Annotated in this window: 17 protein-coding genes; 16 read left to right on the plus strand and 1 reads right to left on the minus strand. The window is 46.9% G+C overall.

The features are described from left to right. Window positions 1-61 precede the first annotated feature (61 nt). From coaBC to spoVM, 12 genes are all read left to right on the plus strand, one after another. The gene (coaBC, locus tag J2T19_RS01465) at window positions 62-1,348 is read left to right on the plus strand and encodes a bifunctional phosphopantothenoylcysteine decarboxylase/phosphopantothenate--cysteine ligase CoaBC (RefSeq protein WP_307212319.1); all 1,287 of its coding nucleotides are present in this window, start codon (window positions 62-64) and stop codon (window positions 1,346-1,348) included. 1 nt (window position 1,349) lies between these two features. After that, window positions 1,350-3,899, plus strand: a complete 2,550-nt coding sequence (gene priA / locus J2T19_RS01470) for a primosomal protein N' (RefSeq protein WP_307212321.1) — start codon at window positions 1,350-1,352, stop codon at window positions 3,897-3,899. Between the two features lie 108 nt (window positions 3,900-4,007). Next, window positions 4,008-4,496 carry a peptide deformylase gene (gene def / locus J2T19_RS01475; protein WP_056696370.1) on the plus strand — a complete coding sequence of 163 codons (489 nt, stop codon included), beginning with the start codon at window positions 4,008-4,010 and terminating at the stop codon, window positions 4,494-4,496. 6 nt (window positions 4,497-4,502) lie between these two features. After that, complete coding sequence (gene fmt / locus J2T19_RS01480; RefSeq protein WP_307212327.1) at window positions 4,503-5,462, plus strand: methionyl-tRNA formyltransferase; 960 nt, start codon at window positions 4,503-4,505, stop codon at window positions 5,460-5,462. Then, window positions 5,459-6,976, plus strand: coding sequence for a 16S rRNA (cytosine(967)-C(5))-methyltransferase RsmB (gene rsmB / locus J2T19_RS01485; RefSeq protein WP_307212330.1), 1,518 nt, complete (start codon window positions 5,459-5,461; stop codon window positions 6,974-6,976). Before fmt ends, rsmB begins: the two co-directional genes overlap by 4 nt. A gap of 317 nt (window positions 6,977-7,293) precedes the next feature. Next, complete coding sequence (rlmN, locus tag J2T19_RS01490) at window positions 7,294-8,334, plus strand: dual-specificity RNA methyltransferase RlmN (protein WP_056696377.1); 1,041 nt, start codon at window positions 7,294-7,296, stop codon at window positions 8,332-8,334. Between the two features lie 7 nt (window positions 8,335-8,341). After that, complete coding sequence (locus tag J2T19_RS01495) at window positions 8,342-9,118, plus strand: Stp1/IreP family PP2C-type Ser/Thr phosphatase (RefSeq protein ID WP_307212335.1); 777 nt, start codon at window positions 8,342-8,344, stop codon at window positions 9,116-9,118. Beyond that, window positions 9,115-11,325, plus strand: a complete 2,211-nt coding sequence (gene pknB, locus J2T19_RS01500) for a Stk1 family PASTA domain-containing Ser/Thr kinase (protein ID WP_307212338.1) — start codon at window positions 9,115-9,117, stop codon at window positions 11,323-11,325. The genes J2T19_RS01495 and pknB overlap by 4 nt, the downstream gene beginning before the upstream one ends. Window positions 11,326-11,441: 116 nt before the next feature. Further along, window positions 11,442-12,359 carry a ribosome small subunit-dependent GTPase A gene (gene rsgA / locus J2T19_RS01505; protein ID WP_307212340.1) on the plus strand — a complete coding sequence of 306 codons (918 nt, stop codon included), beginning with the start codon at window positions 11,442-11,444 and terminating at the stop codon, window positions 12,357-12,359. Between the two features lies 1 nt (window position 12,360). Continuing rightward, window positions 12,361-13,020: a ribulose-phosphate 3-epimerase gene (gene rpe, locus J2T19_RS01510; RefSeq protein WP_307212342.1), complete on the plus strand. Its 660-nt coding sequence runs from the start codon at window positions 12,361-12,363 to the stop codon at window positions 13,018-13,020. Between the two features lie 2 nt (window positions 13,021-13,022). Continuing rightward, window positions 13,023-13,274, plus strand: coding sequence for a hypothetical protein (locus J2T19_RS01515; protein WP_056696385.1), 252 nt, complete (start codon window positions 13,023-13,025; stop codon window positions 13,272-13,274). A 165-nt stretch (window positions 13,275-13,439) separates the two neighbouring features. After that, a complete protein-coding gene (spoVM, locus tag J2T19_RS01520) occupies window positions 13,440-13,520 on the plus strand; it encodes a stage V sporulation protein SpoVM (protein WP_019424875.1) in 81 nt (26 codons plus the stop codon). Window positions 13,521-13,712: 192 nt separating this feature from the next. On the opposite strand, the gene rpmB is transcribed toward spoVM, so the two are convergent. Continuing rightward, the gene (rpmB, locus tag J2T19_RS01525; RefSeq protein ID WP_024631107.1) at window positions 13,713-13,901 is read right to left on the minus strand and encodes a 50S ribosomal protein L28; all 189 of its coding nucleotides are present in this window, start codon (window positions 13,899-13,901) and stop codon (window positions 13,713-13,715) included. A gap of 638 nt (window positions 13,902-14,539) precedes the next feature. Here rpmB and J2T19_RS01530 point away from each other — a divergent pair. From J2T19_RS01530 to J2T19_RS01545, 4 genes are all read left to right on the plus strand, one after another. Further along, a complete protein-coding gene (locus tag J2T19_RS01530; protein WP_307212348.1) occupies window positions 14,540-16,348 on the plus strand; it encodes a DAK2 domain-containing protein in 1,809 nt (602 codons plus the stop codon). A 30-nt stretch (window positions 16,349-16,378) separates the two neighbouring features. Beyond that, window positions 16,379-17,242 carry a DegV family protein gene (locus J2T19_RS01535; RefSeq protein ID WP_251381284.1) on the plus strand — a complete coding sequence of 288 codons (864 nt, stop codon included), beginning with the start codon at window positions 16,379-16,381 and terminating at the stop codon, window positions 17,240-17,242. Between the two features lie 10 nt (window positions 17,243-17,252). Further along, complete coding sequence (gene recG, locus J2T19_RS01540) at window positions 17,253-19,298, plus strand: ATP-dependent DNA helicase RecG (RefSeq protein WP_307212355.1); 2,046 nt, start codon at window positions 17,253-17,255, stop codon at window positions 19,296-19,298. A gap of 509 nt (window positions 19,299-19,807) precedes the next feature. Then, on the plus strand, window positions 19,808-20,095 hold the full coding sequence (locus J2T19_RS01545; protein WP_056696392.1) for a stage VI sporulation protein F: 288 nt from the start codon (window positions 19,808-19,810) through the stop codon (window positions 20,093-20,095). The last annotated feature ends 104 nt before the right edge of the window (window positions 20,096-20,199 follow it).

A 20,199-nucleotide genomic window follows, 5' to 3' on the forward strand; every position in this document is an offset into this window, starting at 1 on the left:
AGGGATGACAAGATAGATTCCTATTCATCGTTTATATGTCGCATAGACTGGGGGAAATAACATGTTGAACGGCAAAAAGATCGTGCTTGGAGTCACAGGAGGCATTGCTGCTTACAAAGCAGCAACACTATGCAGTAGACTTGTGCAAAGAGGGGCGGATGTTCATGTCATCATGACGGATTCTGCCAAACAGTTTATTACAGAGCTAACGCTGCAAACGTTGACGCGTAATGTTGTATATAGTGATACATTTGATGAGCGTGAACCATCGGTTGTTTCGCACATTCATTTGGCTGATCTCGCCGATCTCGTATTGGTGGCTCCAGCCACGGCTAATGTGATTGCGAAGATGGCACATGGTATGGCAGATGATATGTTATCCACCACGCTCCTAGCTACCACGGCTCCAGTCATGATTGCACCGGCTATGAATGTTCATATGTATGATCACCCGGCTGTGCAACATAATATGAACCTATTAGTCCAGCGAGGAACGTTAATGATCGAGCCAAGTGAAGGACAATTAGCTTGCGGTTATGTGGGCAAAGGAAGGCTGGAAGAGCCAGACACAATCGTTGATGTGGTTGAACAATTTTTCGCGAATAAAGCATGTAGTAACAATGTTGGACAGATATCCTATGTTTCGGCACCAGCCACCAACCAAACGACCACGCAAACGGCTCCAGAAGCACAGCTATTAACAGGAAAAAAAGTCGTTGTTACAGCGGGAGGAACCATTGAACGTATTGATCCTGTTCGCTATATTACAAATGACTCTTCTGGCAAGATGGGCTTTGCAATTGCAGGCATTGCCCAGGAGCTTGGAGCTGAAGTTACACTTATCATGGGCAATACACAGGTCAGTCCACCCGCGAATGTACAGGTGATTCGGGTGCAGTCTGCTGATGAAATGTATGATGCTGTCCTAAGCCAATGGGATGAAGCAGATATTGTAGTGAAGGCAGCGGCTGTGGCTGATTATCGCCCTAAGGAAGTTTATAAGGAAAAGATGAAGAAAACAGGCGATACATTATCGCTTGAACTTATTAAAAATATAGATATTCTCGAAACATTAGGGAAGCAGAAGACCCATCAATTTTTGATCGGTTTTGCAGCAGAGACGAATGATATTGAACGGTATGCACGAGAAAAACTGGAACGGAAAAACTGTGATCTGATCGTAGCCAATGATGTCACCCGTGCAGGTGTAGGATTTGGAACAGATACCAATGCGGTGAATATTTATGACCGTGAGGGTTTGGTAGAAGAGCTTCAGGTAATGGCCAAGGAAGACGTGGCACGCCAGTTGCTTTCAATTGCGGCGGAGCGCATTGCCGGGGGGAATTAATATGGAGATCGCCAAGGTTATTGTCGATGTTCCCGTGAAGGAAACCGATCGACCTTTTGATTATCTTGTGCCAGAATCGATGCGAGAATGGATCGAAATTGGCAGTCGGGTAGGTGTACCTTTTGGACATCGGACAGTGCAGGGATTCGTCGTTGATCTTGTACCTCGCACTGGAAATGAGACATTTAAGCTCAAGCCTGTTCAGGAGCTACTAGATATTGTTCCGCCTTTGTCCAAAGATCTGGTGGAACTAGCAGAATGGATGAGTGATCGTTATGCGAGCAATCGCATCCTATCTTTGCAGGTGATGGTACCCACAGCTTTAAAAGGGAAAGCAGAGCGTTACATCTCTATTGGAGATACACTCGATGCTAAGACGGCGAGTTCGTCGCCGAATGAAGAGGTTCTTTTTGTGTGGGGAGAAGAATCAACGACGGAGAAGGTACAGCAGGATATCATTCGGTTCGTACATAGCCGTGGACAAGTCCCTCTTCAACAGCTAAGTCGAAAGTACCCTAATCATGCACCCTTGATCAAAAAACTGCTTCTAGGCGGCATATTGTTAGAGAGCCAGGCCATCAAGGATAAAATGGGCAAGAAGACGATGAAGTCTGTGGATCTTGCGGTTGACGCCATGGCAGCACAAGAAGCACTTGATGCATTCCCAGCAAAGGCGCAGCGTCAGAAGGAAGTATTGTCCTTTTTGCTCGAGATGAAAGAACTGTTACCTATGCCAATGAAGGAATTGTTGTCAACACTTCAGGTATCTGCGGCCACTGTCAAAGGACTGGAAGAGAAGGGATTACTCGTAACAGAGGACGTTGAAGTCTTTCGTGATCCATATCAGGGCAGGAAGTTTCGGGCGACCGAACCGCTCTCGCTCACGCCAGAACAGCAACATGTGTATGATAGCATCAACGGTAGATTAATGGAGAGACGCCACGGCGTCTTTTTGCTTCATGGTGTTACGGGAAGTGGCAAGACGGAAGTCTATCTGCAAACGATACAACAGTGCATTGATCAGGATCGGCAGGCCATCGTGCTTGTACCCGAAATTGCCTTGACTCCTCAGATGGTTGAGCGTTTCAAAGGGCGCTTTGGTAACCAGGTTGCGGTCATGCACAGTCGTCTGTCAGGTGGGGAACGGTACGATGAGTGGCGTAAAATTAGAGAGGGTCAGGTCAAGGTGGCGATTGGTGCCCGATCTGCGGTGTTTGCACCGTTCAGTCGCCTTGGATTGATTATTATGGACGAGGAGCATGAGACCTCCTACAAACAAGAGGAAACGCCCAAATATCATGCCCGTGATGTTGCGGTGAAAAGAGCCCAGCAGCACCAGGCCGTTGTCGTTCTTGGTTCTGCGACGCCCTCGCTAGAAAGTTATTATGCTGCTCGTTCTCAAAGTAATGATGAATTCGCACCTCTCCTACTGGAGATGCCAACGCGGGCTCTTGGTAATAACTTGCCTGACGTGCGCATTGTTGATATGCGTGAGGAACTTAAGGATGGCAATCGATCGATGTTCAGCCGTGCACTGCACAAAGGTATAGAGGAACGCTTGGAACGTGGAGAACAAACCGTTTTACTTCTAAACCGGCGTGGATACTCTACTTTTGTGATGTGCCGAAGCTGTGGATATGTAGCCGGTTGCCCAGAGTGTGATATTTCCCTGACGTACCACCAACGATCTAATAATCTTCGTTGTCACTATTGTGGTTATGCGGAAGCGGCTCCGGAAGTGTGTCCGGATTGCGGAAGTGAACACATTCGATATTTTGGAACAGGGACTCAGCGGGTAGAGGAAGAGCTTGCTAAGTTATTCCCCGGAATTCGCGTCATTCGGATGGATGTGGATACAACAACGGAGAAGGGTTCACACGAGAAGCTGCTGAAACAGTTTCGGGAGAAAAAGGCAGATATCCTGCTGGGTACACAGATGGTCGCTAAAGGGCTCGACTTCCCAGATGTGACGCTGGTAGGGGTCATTACAGCCGATTCGGCATTGAATTTGCCTGATTTCCGAGCTGCGGAAAAAACATTCCAGCTGCTAACCCAAGTTGCCGGCAGGGCAGGACGACATCAGCTTCCAGGTGAAGTTTTTGTGCAATCTTATACGCCAGAGCACTACTCGATCGGTCATGCTAGTCAGCACGATTATGTATCGTTTGTACGAGAAGAATTGCTGCATCGACGTAATCTTCAATATCCGCCGTATTGTCGGCTCATTCTGGTGACTTTTTCACACGAGCAACTACCAGTGCTGATCCGACTTGCTGAAAACTACACGCGAATGTTAAAAGAACGTGCAAACGCAGCAGGCTGGTTAGGAAGCTTAGACCGTTTTAGCAACGAAGCCTTTGACGTACTCGGGCCTGTAGCCTCGCCGATTCCTCGGATCAAGAATAGATACAGATTCCAATGTATGATAAAATGGCGTGGGGATGTAGACGCTATTGGGCTCGCTCTAGCGACAGCTCGGCGCATGGACGATGATGTGCAAGCGCAGAAGTTACTAATTAGTCTTGATGTAGACCCGCAAATGTTAATGTGAACAGGCGGTATAAACATAGATTAGTAAAAACATGCATCGTAGCTGGAGATATAACTGCACAGCTTGATGTCTTGAAATTATGATGAGGATTAGGAAGGTGCTTACAACATGTCGATTCGCATTATCGTGAAAGAACCGGATGAAGTGCTACACAAAAGAGCTAAGGAAGTAACGAAAGTAACACCGAATGTACAAAAGCTGCTGGATGATATGGCAGATACGATGTACGATGCTGAGGGTGTAGGACTTGCGGCGCCACAAGTAGGTATTTTGAAACGTTTGATTGTTATTGATGCTGGAGATGAACAGGGCCTGATCAAAATGATTAATCCTGAAATTATCTCAAGTGAAGGCGAGCAGTTCGGACCGGAAGGTTGCTTGAGTATTCCTGGAATTAATGGGGATGTACGTCGCTTTGAGACGGTGACCGTCAAAGGACTGGATCGTGAAGGTAATGAACTGATTATTACGGGCAGCGGTCTGTTGTCCCGTGCATTCCAACATGAAATTGATCATCTGGATGGAGTGCTCTTTACTGATATTGCCGAGAAAGTGTACGAAATTTCTGCGGATCAGACAGGACCTCGACGTAATTAAGGAGTGATGGATTTGAATATTGTTTTTATGGGAACCCCAGATTTTGCTGTTCCTTCTCTAGATATGCTGATTGCGGAGGGATACAATGTGGTCGGTGTCGTAACACAGCCGGATAAACCACAAGGCCGCAAAAAAGTACTTACACCAACCCCTGTGAAAGCTGCAGCCGAGCGTCATGGCTTGCCAGTATTTCAACCGGTTAAACTTCGTAATCCAGAAGCAGTAGCTCGCCTCGCCGAGTGGAAACCTGATCTCATCGTTACCGCAGCATTTGGGCAGATTCTGCCCAAAGCCGTGTTGGACATGCCTGTTCGTGGTTGTGTGAACGTACATGGATCACTTTTGCCTAAATATCGTGGAGGTGCCCCAATTCAACGCTCCATTATCAATGGGGAGCCGGTTACTGGAGTAACGCTTATGTATATGGCAGAAGGACTGGACACCGGGGACATGATCTCCCGCGTAGAAGTACCAATTACGGATGAAGATACATCAGGCTCCATGTTTATCAAGCTGAGTGAAGCAGGCTCTAAATTGTTACAGGAAGAAATGCCTAGATTAATTGCAGGAGAAACAACGGCTGTCCCTCAGGATGATGCCGAAGCTTCGTATGCCCGCAATCTGACTCGAGATGATGAAAAACTAGATTGGAGTCGCTCCTCACGAGAGCTGTTTAATCAGATCCGTGGTCTTGTGCCCTTCTCTGGAGCATTCACCATGTGGGATGATCAAGTCTTCAAAGTATGGGCAGCGACGAATCCAAATCATCCAGATGCACAAGGAACTTCTCAAACGGGTCAAACCGAGCCGGGCACTGTTCTGCAACTGGGTGCTAATGGTATCGAGGTGTCAACAGGCAGCGGTTCACTCTGGTTGACTGAAGTTCAACCGGCAGGTAAAAAAGTGATGAAGGCTGCAGACTTTGGTCGTGGTGGTACCTTGAAACCAGGCACGGTGCTGCGATGAACGGGAATACATCAAGCCGTACATCAGGTCAGGGGAAACAAGCACAACATTCAACGACGCGTACCCACTCTAAGAAGGCTAAGAGCAACGGCAAACCTGCGCATACTCAAAATAAAAGCAACGCTAAGCCTGCTTCAAAAGGGGCTGAACGCTCGTCTGGTCCCAAAACCTCTGCTCGTAACGTTGCCGTAAAGGTACTTAGTGCAGTTGAACAAGATGGAGCATACAGCAATCTTGAGTTGAATCGCCGATTAAAAGAAGCTGATTTAAGTCCAGCAGACGTAGGTTTAGCGACCGAATTAGTCTATGGAACAATCGCGAGGCTAAACACACTGGATTATTATTTGGAGCGTTATGTAGCCAAAGGTGTGTCTAAGTTACAGCCGTGGGTAAGAAGCTTGTTACGGATTAGTGTGTATCAAATGTTGTATCTGGATCGCATTCCTGAGCATGCAGTTGTCAGTGAAGCGGTGAATCTTGCGAAAAAGCTGGGTCACCAAGGTATCTCTGGTATGGTGAATGGTGTTTTGCGGAATATGATTCGTAATCGCGATGAACTTCGGATACCGGAACATCTGCCTGTTGCTGAACGGATTGCGCTGGAGCATTCACATCCACTGTGGATGGTAGAGCGCTGGATCGCTCAATATGGTGAAGAGACAGCAGAAGACATCTGTCGTGCCAATAATGAGCCTCCTGCGGTCAGTGTTCGTGTGAATACAACGATGACAACACGAGAGAAGCTGATGGGCGAGATGGAGAGCGCGGGAGCAACGGTAGAGCCTTCCCGACTGAGTCCTGATGGTATTCTGGTGCGTAGCGGAGGCAATATGGCTCTTACATCCTGGTATCGTGATGGTCTGTTATCTGTGCAGGATGAGAGTTCCATGCTGGTGGCTGAAGCGGTCGCGCCCGAAGAAGGACAAACCGTGCTGGATTGCTGTGCAGCCCCTGGTGGCAAGACAGCACATATGGCTGAGAAAATGCAAGATCGTGGGCGAATTATAGCGAATGACCTGCATGCTCATAAACGTCAATTGATTATGGATCAGGCGGATCGTCTGGGATTAGGCTGTATTGATGCCGTTACTGGTGATGCACTAGATTTGAATGAACGTTATCCTGCCGCTTCATTTGATCGGATTTTGCTGGATGCGCCATGCTCAGGTCTTGGTGTTATCCGTCGCAAGCCAGATGTCAAATGGACGAAGTCTCCTGAAGATATCGACGACATTTCGGGTCTACAGCGTGAGTTGCTTGATCGTGTAGCTCCACTTCTGAAGCCAGGAGGGGTGCTGATATACAGCACATGTACGATTGAACCAGCGGAAAATGAAATGATGGTGTCTGACTTCTTGCAACGTCATCCTGAATTTGAAGCGGCTGATTCGACATGGTCTGATACGGCATTGGCTGAATGGAAATCCGTCAACGGAGGTGTGCAAATTTTGCCACAATATGCACACAGCGACGGATTTTACATTGCCCGTTTGATCCGTACGACGAATGGATGAATTGTATAGCGCTGGAGCAAGAGCCGCCGAGGGTAACTTCGGCGGATTTCTTTGTGAGAAGCATGTCTTTTTTGAGGGTTATAATGAAATGTTTGAACACTTTAATATCACATGATTAGGCCATAGAAGTGGGCGATTTTCGTGATTGACGAACGATCTTAGGGTGCGAGGGACGCATAGAGGTGTTATAATGCATGAAGTGTGTGCTTCGAGGGTATACATGGATGTAAAGTGGTCTTTATGATAGAATAGGACGAATGGAACGATAAGAAGGAAGTCTAACGACAAGAAAAGAAGGAATAGGTGTTGAAAACAAAATGAAACCTTTTATATATGATTATTCCCTAGAAGAGCTGCAGCAGTGGGCTGTTAATAACGGGGAGCCTGCGTTTCGTGGGGGTCAGATTTTTGACTGGATTTACGTGAAACGTGTGAATGATTTTAATGAAATGAGTAACTTACCGAAGGCACTACGCGAAAAATTGACAGAGCAATTTGAATTTGTAACGCTCACAGAAATCACGAAATTTGAATCCAAGGATGGAACGGTTAAGTTCCTGTTTGGTCTGCATGACGATCATGCCATTGAAACAGTTATCATGAAGCATAACTACGGGAACAGCATCTGTGTAACGACACAGGTTGGTTGCCGAATTGGTTGTACATTCTGTGCATCTACGCTGGGTGGCCTCAAACGTAACCTTACGGCTGGAGAAATTACTGCTCAAGTGGTACAGGCACAGAAAATCCTGGATGAACGTGGCGAGCGTGTCAGCAGCATTGTTATCATGGGTTCAGGTGAACCATTTGAAAACTATGAAGCTACGATGACCTTCCTGCGCACGATGATTCATGAAAAAGGATTGAATATCGGTCAACGTCATATTACCGTATCTACGAGCGGAATCGTACCGAACATCTACAAATTTGCTGATGAAGATACACAGATTAATCTGGCGATCTCCATTCACGCACCGAACGATGCACTTCGTTCCAAATTGATGCCGGTTAACCGTCGTTTCCCATTTGAAGACGTTATGGAATCCTTGCGTTATTATTTGGCCAAAACAGGTCGGAGAATTACGTTTGAGTATGCCCTGATTGGCGGAGTTAATGATCAGCCTGAACATGCTGCTGAACTAGCAGGTGTGCTTAAGAACATGCTGTGCCACGTTAACTTGATTCCGGTCAATCACGTGCCTGAGCGCAAATACGTAAGAACATCACGAAGCGATATATTTAACTTCCAGAGAATTCTCTCGGAGCAGGGCGTCAATGTAACGATTCGTCGTGAACAGGGACATGATATTGCTGCCGCTTGCGGTCAGCTTCGTGCCAAGCATATGGAGTTGAGGTGAGAACGTTTTGATCAAAACAGTTCATGTGAGCCATATCGGACGTGTACGTTCGGTTAATGAAGATTCAGCTTGGATTCGCAATTTGGAAACAGGTTATATCTTAGGCATTGTTGCCGATGGCATGGGCGGACATCTTGCGGGAGACACTGCAAGTCGTCTTGCGGTGGAGACACTCGTGAGCGATCTAGGGACACTAGAACCAGGTCTGTCGCATGCCTCCTTGTCTGCTGCTCTCAGCGACGCGATTCTGCATGCCAATGAAGTGATATTCCGTACAGCATCTGCAGATGAAAAGTACCATAACATGGGGACGACAGTGGTTGCCGCCTTATTAAATGATGCTGAGGGTGTTATCGGTCATATCGGCGATAGCCGCGCTTACAAAATTGCCAACAAATCATTGACTCAGTTGACAGAAGATCACACGCTGGTCAATGACCTGTTGAAGAACGGGATCATTAAGAAGGAAGACGCTACGCACCATCCACGTCGTAACGTACTGACTCGTGCACTTGGCACAGATGCTGAGGTCAAGGTAGATTTAGATCCTATTAAGCTGGAAGAGGGCGAAGTCCTGTTGTTATGCAGCGATGGGCTAAGCAACCTTGTCAGCAATGAGCAGCTTATTCAAGTTGCTGGCAATCTGGATCTTCCTCTGGAGGAACGAGCGGATCGTCTACTTCAGCTTGCACTGCTTGCTGGTGGAGATGATAACATCACCGTTGCGTTGTTCGAGATTCAAGAGGATAATTCTGTCGTTGCTGAAACGGGGTGCGAGTCATGATTGGGCACCAATTAGGCGGACGCTATGAAGTGATTGAGCGTGTCGGTGGTGGCGGCATGGCGCTTGTATATAAAGCACAGGATCTTCTGTTGAATCGAAATGTCGCGATCAAAGTGTTGAGACAGCAATTCGTCCATGACGAAGAGTTTATTCGACGTTTCCGTAGAGAAGCACAGTCTGCTGCATCATTGTCTCATCCTAACGTAGTGAGTATCTATGATGTAGGGCAAGAAGATGATGTGCATTACATCGTTATGGAATATGTCGAAGGTAAAAACCTGAATGAAATTATAAAGGAAAGGGCGCCTCTACAAGTCGATGAAGCAGTTCGTATTGCTTCCCAGATTGCAGATGCCCTGGATCATGCACATCATAATCAGATTATTCATCGGGATATTAAACCGCATAACATATTGATTGGACGTAATGGGCGTGTGAAGGTGACGGATTTCGGAATTGCTCGTGCCGTAACCTCAACGACGATTACTCAGACTGGTTCTGTGATCGGTTCTGTTCATTATTTCTCGCCTGAGCATGCTAAAGGCATTGTAACAGGCGAAAAATCGGACTTATATTCTCTTGGTATCGTACTCTATCAAATGCTGACTGGGCAGCTTCCGTTTCTGGGAGAGAGTCCAATTAGCGTTGCTTTGAAGCATTTGCAGGAAGAATTCGATGAACCACGCAAATTCAATCCTTTGATTCCGCAAAGTGTGGAAAATGTAATTCTGAAATCGATGCGTAAAAACCCGCACGAGCGGTATCAATCGGCGAAAGAAATGCAGACCGATCTGGAAACCTGTTTGATGCCAGAGCGTCGCAATGAAAACAAGATTGATTTTCCGGATGAGGATGATATTGATCAAACTCGTGTCATGCCTGCAATTAAGCCTGAACCGCGTGGTGTAACTTCAACGGGTGCAGTTCCTGTTATGGAATCTGACGCTGAGGAAGGCAAAGAGAAGGGCAAAACAAAGAATTGGAAAAAGCCAACACTGCTTATTTCGTTGACACTTCTAATTCTGATAGCTATGGTCGGCGTGGTGTGGTACGTCAAGGGGATGCTCGTTGTACCTGAAATAACGGTTCCTAGTGTCATTAACGAGACTGAGGAAAATGCCCGTAAGATCTTGGAAGATAGTGGGCTTGTGGTAAGTAATGAGGTCATTCGCGCCCCTGAAGAAGGTTTTGATCCAGGTATTGTCTTTGATCAGAGTAGAAAAGAAGGCGATGTCGTCAAAGAGGGCTCTGAGATCCAGCTTAGTGTCAGCATAGAGAAAGAGCCAACCAAAATGATAGATGTCAAGGGCTCCTCCTATGATGCTGCTGTGAAAAGTCTGACTGCTCTGGGTATTAAAGAGGAACAAATTCAGCGTAAAGACGAGTATTCCAACGAAGTCCAATCCGGAAACGTAATCTCCCAGACGCCTGGAGTCAATGAAGAATTCGATCTGGAATCAGTTCAAATTGTTTTAACCGTAAGTAGAGGCGCTGAAACGATTAAGATGCCTGATCTTAAAAATCAAACCCGTAGTGAAGCGGAGCGTTTGCTTAAATCCGCCGGATTGACGCTGGCTCAGGTTCAAGAAGAGTCAAGTTATACCATTGACCGCGGTAAAGTAACCCAACAATGGCCTTTTGAAGCGGGTGCAGAGGTTAGTCCTGGTGACAATATTACCATTTACATCAGTACAGGATATCCGCCAGAAGCGTTAGAATATTCGTTTAATATTAATGTTTCACCAAAAGAAGAGGGCAAAAACAGCAGTATTCGAATTACATTTGAAGATGCACGTGGCAAAAACCAAGAGTGGGGAACGCGCACCATTAACAAGTCTAACCAAGCGCTGACGATCCCACTGGTACTTGCACCAAATGAGAATGGCGCTGTGTCCGTCTATCGGGATGGGAAATTCCTTGATACGTACCTTGTTACCTACATTGATGCCAAGAATGGAACCGTTGTTGTACCTTCTATTGAGCCTGAGGGCGGCGTGCAGCCACCACCGGATGAGCAACAACCGGATCCAGGAAATGTGGAAGAGGAAAGTACAGAAACTAACCAGGAAGGTGAACCTGAGTCAACACCTGCAGATGGTGAAACTGACAACGAAGAGGGAGACACCTCAGCGATGGATCATGGCAATGGTAACGGTAAGGCCAAGGGGAGAACTAAGGAAGTCGTTAATGCATCAAGCCGTCCTTAAAGGACGGCTTATTGCTGACGTTTAGCCAGTAAAGGTTAGTTCTAACCATTCACTGAAAATTGTACGTCTGGAGCTTGCACAATCGTATTGCCAAATTAAAGGAGGGCGACGGAGCTATGCCTGAAGGTATCATCGTTAAAGCGCTAAGCGGTTATTACTATGTCATGCCACTGGAAGATAACGGGGTGCCTTCGGTTGAAGGCTCTGCCGTTCAATGCCGAGCTAGAGGCATCTTTAGGAAGCGGGGTACTTCACCGCTTGTGGGTGACCGTGTTAGCTACATGTTGACTGAGAATGGGGAAGGAACAGTAGATGAAATTAAAAAGCGTGATACGGAACTGATCCGTCCTCCTGTGGCTAATGTCAATCTAGCTGTTCTCCTATTCTCCGTCAAGGAACCGGATATGAATCTGAATCTGCTGGACAAGTTCCTGGTTCATATCGAACAGGCAGGGCTCGATGCGCTTATCGTCGTAACGAAGCAAGATTTGGCTAATCCAGGAGCAGATGACAAAGATACTGTCGCTGAAGTTAAAGCGCTCTATGAACAGATTGGTTATGAAGTCATCTCTACCAGTTCGCGAACCGGGGAAGGTAGTGAACTGCTGAAGGAACGGCTTGCAGGTAAAATTAGCGTATTTGCCGGTCAATCCGGGGTAGGTAAGTCGTCCATGCTGAATGCTCTGATGCCAGGTCTTACGTTGGAAACGAGTGAGATCAGCATGCGTTTAGGGCGAGGCAGACACACCACTAGGCACGTGGAGTTAATTCCACTGGATAATGGGGGCTTTGTTGCCGATACTCCTGGTTTCAGCCAGCTGGACTTCCTAGAGATTGGTGTAGAGGAGCTATCTACCTGTTTCCGTGAATTTGCTCAGTATGCAGATCAGTGCAAATTCCGAGGCTGTACACACACCCACGAACCATCATGCAAGGTACTTGAAGCTAAGGAAAAAGGACTAATCGCCGAAAGCCGGTACCGGCACTATGTGTTGTTTCTTACTGAAATGAAAGACAAGAAGCGGAGGTACTAACATGATTAAAATTGCCCCATCCATTTTATCTGCTGACTTTGCCCGTCTTGGTGCAGAAGTAGCGGAAGCTCAAACCGCAGGTGGAGATTGGATTCACGTTGATGTCATGGACGGTCACTTTGTCCCTAATATTACGCTTGGCCCTGCGATTGTAAAAGCCATTGCGCCTCATACGAGCTTGCCGCTTGATGTGCATCTGATGATTGAGAATCCAGAGCGGTATGTTGAGGAGTTTGCCAAAGCAGGCGCTGCGGTCATTACTGTTCATGCCGAAGCTTGTGTGCACCTTCACCGTGTTATTCACTTAATCAAAGAACAAGGTGTAAAAGCAGGCGTTGCTCTGAATCCGGGTACACCTGCAAGTGCGATTCAAGAAGTTCTTGATGATGTGGACTTGGTGCTGGTCATGACGGTTAACCCAGGGTTTGGTGGACAAGCCTTTATCTGCGGAACAATGAACAAAATCAAGCAAATTCGTAGTTGGCTGAATGAAAAAGGACGTCATGACGTTCATATTGAAGTGGATGGCGGAATTGCTGCCGATACGGCTCCACTTGTGGTGGAAGCTGGCGCGGATGTGCTCGTTGCAGGAAGTGCAGTATTTGGACGTGAAGATCGTGCAGCTGCAATTACTGACATTCGCAACAGCTACGGGGGCTAAACATGAATCTGAAAGAGACGCTGTGGACCATGGCTGCAAGTCTCGTTACAGGATTAGTACTCGCATTATTTGCGGTAGTACAATCTCCATTTAATGCATTTACCTCTTTACTTGGGGTTGGGATTGTCATCTTGTACTTCCGTAAATTTGACCGAACGAGACTTCGGGTTACATTTGTCATTTTTAGCATACTCTACTACTTAATGAGTGTATTCATGATCGCTGTCTATCAATTTGTTCCGACCCAGATGTAAATCCCTTGTTTCAGGCTCGTCATTATGGAATAGGGACAGGTAGTTCCGCATAAATATGGTTACATGAGCAGGTTTCTCATGTAGCCTTTTTTGTCGTGTTTGCGGTGGGGAAGGCATGAAGCATAGGATACGGCGGATGTATGAGCATGATGGGGAGGGTGAAGTATGAAATTTTACACGTTCAAACTGCCGAAGTTTTTGGGAGGGTTTGTAAAGGCGATTCTTAATACGTTTCAAAAGAACTGATCCATTACAATGCGAATACCGCCGCTTTGTTAGCTTCAGGGCGTTCTGAAAATTAGCTTTCGAAGCACGATGCGGCGGCCATTCACATGTCTATGGCGTTTAAGGTGGGGGCTTTCATGTTTAAATACCAAAAAAGCACCTGCAATAGACAAGGTGCTTTTTGCTTATCCGATTTATAGTAGCTTTGCGTGATTATACGCGAGTCACTTTACCGGCTTTCAGTGCACGGGTGCTTACGTATACACGTTTCGGTTTGCCGTTCACGAGAATGCGGACCTTCTGAACGTTTACGCCCCAAGAACGACGGTTACGGTTGTTAGCGTGGGATACGTGGTTACCGGTGCCCGGTTTCTTACCTGTCACATAACATTTGCGAGACATAGATTACACCTCCTATCCTAAAATAACCAGTGCCTTCGGAGAGACGAAAGTCATTCCATAAGGACTAAATTGTTCTACCTGACTAGAAAAAGTCAGTTTCCAGTAGCTAATGGGTTGTTCAAGCCAGCATCGCCGGATCATTACCATTACTAAACCTGCTTAAAACAATACTTGAATATAATATCATACCGAAAAAAGCTTCGTCAACTGATCCAAAAACTTTATTTATTTCTCCTGTCTAATATAGTACAATGTTGAATAGTCCATAATACAGCGGTGAACAGGCTTTTGCCGCGGGGAAGCCGGAGAAAAGACCGGCCTTAAAGGTCGGGGGTCTGCTTTTTGGCAACGCTGCGCGCTGCGGCATTCCATCATTGGCACCAGTCTCCATGCGGCATTCATGCCGGCTCTCGATACCGGTGCATATCCGTATGCCCCGAACTTGGGGCTGTAATTGGTTGCAGGATATCGGTGGCCAGGCCGCCCAGACCGTTAAACCCGGCTGACATGTTGTATTATATGCCTATGCCGGACAAGGTATGGACGAAGAATAACGCAATAGCGTTAACGCATGAACAGACCAGATAACATCTTGGTGCAAGATGTTCGTGTATCAAGCTAGGAAGGGGAATTCTCACTTGAGTATACGTTCTTTAAATGGAACAGATTTCACCGCAATGGTACTTGCCGGAGCGGAACAACTTGGGCAGCATGCAGAGCACGTCAATTCCCTGAATGTTTTCCCTGTGCCAGATGGCGACACGGGAACGAACATGAATTTGACAATGAGTGCAGGAGTTGCTGAGATTAAACGCAAGAGCTCTACCTCAATCGGAGAAGCTGCTGGTATTTTATCGAAAGGCCTGCTTATGGGTGCTCGCGGCAATTCCGGAGTTATTTTATCGCAATTGTTCCGAGGATTCAGCCGTTCCGCTGCGCCTTACGAGGAACTGAATACAATCCAATTTGCGGCAGCCCTCCAGAACGGTGTGGATGCAGCATACAAAGCAGTGGTGAAGCCTGTAGAAGGCACCATTCTGACCGTAGCTAAGGAAGCTGCTAAGCATGCCAACTATTACGCTAGACGGACGAATGATATTACTGAATTAATGAATGAAGTATTGTTAAAAGCAAAAGAAGCACTGGCGATGACTCCAGAATTGCTGCCTGTACTGAAACAGGTAGGGGTTGTGGATTCAGGTGGTCAGGGGCTTGTATATATTTACGAAGGTTTCATGGAAGTTCTATTGCAGCAAGATGGAGGAACCCTGACGACTCTGCCAAAAGAAGTTCAACCTTCGGGATCGTCTTCCGCGTTCAACCCTGCTGCGAAGCCAGAAGTAACACCTGCTAAACCTGCACAACAGGTTATCGCGCCAGAGATGCCTTTATCGGCACAAGCAAGACTCGTTACGGAAGATATTGAATTCCTGTATGATATGGAATTTTTCATTAACCGTCAGCTTGGCGACAACGCAGGAGTCACATTCGATGAGGATGTTTTCCGGAAAGCGTTATCAGTGAACGGAGACTCCATTATCATTATTGCTGATGATGAAATCATCAAAGTGCATGTGCATTCCAAGACGCCTGGCGAGGTATTAAACCTGGCTCTACGCTATGGTGAAATTACGCAAATTCACATTCTGAACATGCGTGAACAGCATAGAGACCTGCTTACGGCTGGCATGGATATCGCGCCTTCTCCTGAACTGTTCGCCGAGATTCCACTAGAAGTGTCGCCTGGTCTCGAGGAAGCTGTGCCGCCTGCGGATGAGATGGCACCCTATGGATTTATCGCTGTATCTTCGGGTGAAGGTATTGCTGAGATTTTCCGTAGCCTCGGTGTGGATGTCGTTCTGTCTGGTGGACAAACGATGAATCCGAGTACGGAGGATTTTGTGAAAGCGGTGCGCTCCATTGCAGCGGAACAGATTTTTATTTTGCCGAACAACTCTAATATCGTACTTGCTGCAGAGCAGGCACGTGAATTGCTGGAGGATGAACGCCGTATTACTGTCATTCCAAGTAAGACCATTCCACAAGGTATGGCGGCTGCATTTGCTTTCCAGGAAGACGAATCGGCAGAGGTGAATCGGGATCAGATGCTGGATGCTCTGGCACGGGTGCAATCTGGTCAAGTAACCCATGCGGTCAGAGATACTCAGTATGATGAGCTAGATATTAAAGAAGGTCATTATATCGGAATTCACAACTCCAAAATCGTGGCTACGAATGAAGATCTGTTGCAGGCCTGCCAAGGTTTGCTTGCACGCATGCTAGAGAGTGGGGACGAGGTTGTTACCCTGCTTGAAGGAGAAGAAGCGTCTTCTGAGGTTACAACTGCACTGGTTGCTTGGCTCGAAGAGCAGTATCCGGATGCTGAGGTAGAGGTACATGCTGGAGGACAGCCTGTTTATTATTATTTGTTCTCCGTAGAGTCATAGTGTTCACCTAGCCAAGAAGGAGGGGATCTAGTGAGCCATAAGGTTGCGATTGTAACGGATAGTACAGCAGATATACCGGAAGAACTGATTCGCAAGTATGGGATTCATGTTGTGCCGTTGCGTGTATTGTTTGGTGAAGAAACGTATGCTGACGGAGTTGAACTGACCCCAGAGGAGTTTTATACGAAACTTGGAAAGGCTGCGACATTGCCAACGACGTCACAGCCTTCTCCAACCGAGTTCATGAACGTATATCAGTCACTGCTGGATGAGGATCCGGAACGTGCTATCGTATCCATTCACTTGTCGTCTGGCATGAGTGGCACGTATCAGTCTGCTCTGCTTGGCAAGTCTCTGTTAGAACGTGAAGGTGACATTACGGTGCTGGACTCCAAGTCGGCATCTTATGGATATGGTTTGCTGGTGGTGCAGGCCGCTGAGCTTGCCTTACAGGGCAAATCAGCAGCCGACATTGCTAGTGCTGTAGAAGGTATGCACCGGACTCGTAAGCTGTTCTTCCTTGTGGATACGCTGGAGTATCTACAGAAAGGCGGTCGGATCGGCAAAGCGGCAGCGATTTTTGGAACGCTTTTGAATATTAAGCCAATTCTATCTATTGATGAAGAAGGCATTATCTATGCCGTTGAGAAGGTCAGAGGTCAAAAAAAGGCCATGGCTCGCATCATTGAGCTGTTTCAGCAGGATTTCGCGGGTAAACGCGTGAATGTGGCAATCGGTCACACCGCAGATCCCGGATCAGCCATTGCTTGTGCAGAGCAGTTACGTGGGCATTTTACACTGAATGAGGTAGTGTACACCAACATCGGCGCTGTCATCGGTAGCCATGTCGGTCCTGGTGTAATTGCGATCTTTATGTGGCCTGTTCCGGAATGAGGGATTAGACATGAAATGGGATGAAATATCCGTAAAACAAATCAACGGCGTGAGTGCTCTCAAAGAGGGAGAGCTTCACGCCTTTGGCATCTCTACTGTAAAAGATCTATTAGAATATTATCCGTTCAGATACGAGGATTATCGTTTGCGTTCCCTCAGTGAAGTGAAGGATGGAGACAAGATTACCATTCAGGGCAAAATTATGGGCATTCCTGTGCTACAGAGATACGGGAAGAAATCAAGGCTTACGTGTAAGGTGATGACAGAGGAATGGATGATTACAGCCACTTGGTTTAATCGGCATTTCCTGAAAGACCAGCTAACACCTAACCGTGAGATTGTCATCACAGGCAAATGGGAACAAAAGCGTATGCAGATGACGGTATCCGATTCTGAATTTCCCGATAAAGGGGAAGGACGTACAGGTACACTTCAACCTGTATACTCAGTAACGGGTAAGCTCACACAAACGTGGATGCGTAAAACCATTCAGCAAGGACTCGTGCAATACGGGGAGTTAATTCCTGAAATTTTGCCTCGAAGTTTATTAAATAAATACAGTCTCTTGCCTCGCAAACAAGCGATTGCTGGAATTCATCATCCACAGGATAACCAGGAAGGCCAGCGAGCCAGACAACGAATGGTGTATGAAGAACTCTTCTTATTCCAACTTAAAATGCAGGCATATCGAGCTCTTAACCGAGATCGTATGGATGGGGTCGTGCATACGACGGATAATACGACCATTCGCGAATTTGTACGCAGTTTGCCGTTTGAGCTGACAGATGCACAGAAGAAGGTAGAGCTTGAAATTTTGCATGATATGCGCTCGCCGTATTCGATGAACCGTCTGCTTCAGGGAGATGTAGGGTCAGGCAAAACCGTTATTGCGGCGATTGCTCTCTACACCACGGTGCGGTCTGGGTTTCAGGGAGCTCTAATGGTGCCTACAGAGATTCTGGCAGAGCAGCATATGAGATCATTGCAAAAGCTGTTCGAACCGTTTGGGGTGACCGTTGGACTGCTGACAGGTAGTGTGAACGGCCGCAAACGTAAAGATCTGATTGCTTCTTTGCAAATGGGCATGATTGATATCGTGGTAGGCACGCATGCTCTGATTCAGGAGGATGTATTCTTCCGTGATTTAGGACTCGTGGTAACCGATGAGCAGCACCGTTTCGGTGTGAATCAGCGCAGTGTTCTCCGCCGTAAGGGATATAACCCGGATGTGTTGACGATGACAGCTACGCCGATTCCTAGGACACTGGCAATTACAGCTTTTGGCGATATTGAAGTATCTACGATCTCAGAGCGACCTAAAGGGCGTATCCCGATCTCTACCTACTGGGTGAAGCATGACAAGATGGAGCGAGTACTGGGCTTTATATCCCGAGAAGTGGATCAGGGGCGGCAAGCATATCTGATCTGTCCACTCATTGAAGAATCGGAGAAGCTGGACGTTCAAAATGCGATTGATCTGCATGTACAGATGCAGCAGAATTTTCCTCACTATCGTGTGGGTTTGCTTCATGGACGAATGACGGCGACGGAAAAAGAGGAAATGATGCGTGACTTTTACAGTAACGATATTCAGCTGCTCGTTTCGACGACGGTCATCGAGGTAGGGGTAGATGTACCTAATGCTACGCTTATGGTGATCATGGATGCGGATCGTTTCGGTCTGTCACAGCTTCACCAGCTTCGAGGCCGAGTTGGCCGTGGAGCTCATGCTTCCTATTGTGTACTCATTGCTGATCCGAAGTCAGAAGTTGGACAAGAACGTATGAAGGTCATGACGGAAACGGATGATGGCTTCGAAGTGTCTCGGCGCGATCTAGATTTGCGAGGTCCTGGTGATTTCTTCGGCACCAAGCAGAGCGGATTGCCCGAGTTTCGATTGGCAGATATGGTTGCTGACTTTGCGGTATTGGAGCAGGCCAGAGATGATGTCTCCAGCTTAATTACAGATGCAAATTTCTGGACATCTATCGACTACGCACCACTGCGTGAGTATTTACAGGGGCAACAAGTGTTTCAAGGCGACCTAATCGATTAACTTAGAGGTGGTTCAAAAAGTCCACTTTTGATTACGAAAGATGCCTAGCGGCATCATCAGCGGCGAAGCTGGGACTCAGCCGAAATGTCCGTTGCTCACGTAGCTATATCTACGCTCCGCTACTCCATTTCTAGCTTCATCCCATCTTCTTGATACTGAAAACCGGACTTTTTGAACGTTGATTGTAAGAGGTAGTTCAAAAAGTCCACTTTTGATTACGAAAGATGCCTAGCGGCATCATCAGCGGTGAAGCTGGGACTCAGCCGAAATAAGAAGATGCTTACGAAGGTTGTTTCCTTCGGAAACAATGTAGTTGCTCACGTAGCTTAATCTACGCTCTGCTACTCCATTTCTAGCTTCGTCTCATCTTCTTGATACTGAAAACCGGACTTTAGCGAATAGATGATAATAGCCGCTTTCCGTATTTCCTTGGGAAAAAGGTCAAGTGTACAAGCCCTCCTGTCATATGAATAAGAAGTGAGTTCATTATTCAGGAGGTGCTAAGTCCCTTGGGTTATCAACAATATGGAATTAGTCCGCAGTTAGTGGAGCGGATCAAAACAAAGATGAAGAATCCTGCTGTAAAAGAGCGTATCAAAAAACTGATTGATGGAGTAACCAAGTCGGATCTTCAGGATCGTGCAAAGGTGAGAAGACTTGTGAAGTCTTCAGCAGTCATTATGAATGAGAGCTTCTCGTCTGCTCAAGAGGAGCAATTTGTAGCTTTTGTTATCGCACAGAAGATTGACCCGAATAATACGTTCCATCTGATTAAGCTATGGGGCATGTTTAGATAGGTGTAACGCCTGATGTATAACGGATTTCTAACAATGATGTGTTAAAAAGGAGCTATCCCAAAAGTCATGATTATGACGGGATGGCTCCTTTGTTATTTACTATC

Source organism: Paenibacillus tundrae (assembly GCF_030812775.1).
In the GTDB taxonomy this organism is placed as follows: domain Bacteria; phylum Bacillota; class Bacilli; order Paenibacillales; family Paenibacillaceae; genus Paenibacillus; species Paenibacillus tundrae_A.